Genomic DNA, 1,010 nt, shown 5'->3' with positions numbered 1-1,010 from the left:
CCATCGCCACCATCCGCAACGACTCCGACAACCGCAACACCTTGATCATCAGATCCGTGCCGATGTTGCCCGACCCGATCACCGCCACACCGACGGTCACGGCGAGCGCTCCTCGCCCCGGGAGAAGCACGTCCGCACCGAGCCGAGGCCGGAGATGCGCGCCTCGTACGCCGCGCCGGGGGTCACCGGCACCATCGGGCCGAGCGCCCCGGAGAGCACCACGTCGCCGACGCGCAGCGGGTCGCCGCAGTTGGCCATCCGCCGCGCCAGCCACTGCAGTGCGTGCAGCGGGTTGCCCAGGCAGGCGGCGCCGACGCCGACAGACACCGGCTCGCCGGCGTGCTCCAGGACCATGCCGCACAGCCGCAGGTCCACGTCGGCGAGCCGACGCGGCGTGGTGCCGAGCACGAACATCCCGCTGGAGGCGTTGTCCGCCACGGTGTCCACGATGGAGATCTTCCAGTCGGCGATCCGCGAGTCGACGATCTCGATCGCCGGCAGCACGTGGTCGACCGCGCGAATCACGTCCACGCTGGTGATCCGCTCGTCGGGCAGATCCGCGCCGAGCACGAAGGCGACCTCCGCCTCCACCCGGGGCTGCAACAGCCGTTCCAACGGCACCTCGGCCCCGTCGGGCACCACCATGTCGTCCAGCAGCACCCCGGAATCCGGCTGGAAGACGCCGAATGCCTCCTGCACCTCCCGGGAGGTGAGCCCGGTCTTCGCGCCGACGCGGCGGCGACCGCGCTGCAACCACTTTCGCACCTGGAGCTGCTGCACGAGGTACGCCGACGTGATGTCCCCCTCCGGCAGCAGCCGCCCGCGCAGCGGCGGGCAGGGCTTGCCGGACTCCCGGGCCTCGATCAGTTCCCCGGCAACGGCCTCGTAGTCAACGCTCATGTCGGCTCCTCGCCCCGGCTCGCTCATGTCAGGTCCACGCAGACGTTGGTCAGCTCGGAATAGAAATCGAGGGAATGCACGCCACCCTCACGCCCGATACCCGACGCCTT

General features: G+C 70.5%; 1 protein-coding gene and 1 pseudogene. Both read right to left on the bottom strand.

Features of this window, described 5'->3' with window-relative positions:
- Nucleotides 1-100, bottom strand: a pseudogene (locus tag V6U77_RS29855) (acetaldehyde dehydrogenase (acetylating)); the annotation flags it as partial.
- Nucleotides 97-900, bottom strand: coding sequence for a 2-keto-4-pentenoate hydratase (locus V6U77_RS29850; RefSeq protein WP_334610072.1), 804 nt, complete (start codon nt 898-900; stop codon nt 97-99). The gene V6U77_RS29850 and the pseudogene V6U77_RS29855, both read right to left, overlap by 4 nt.
- Nucleotides 901-1,010: the final 110 nt, after the last annotated feature.

It is taken from the genome of Micromonospora sp. CPCC 205546 (genome assembly GCF_036902715.1).
Lineage (GTDB): Bacteria > Actinomycetota > Actinomycetes > Mycobacteriales > Micromonosporaceae > Micromonospora.
The sequence above is the reverse complement of the archived record's forward strand: the minus strand, read 5'-3'. Positions and strand labels throughout refer to the sequence as shown.

Excerpts from the sequence above, each read along its gene's own strand:
- V6U77_RS29850 (WP_334610072.1), bottom strand. The coding sequence starts at position 900 with ATGAGCGTTGACTACGAGGCCGTTGCCGGGGAACTGATCGAGGCCCGG.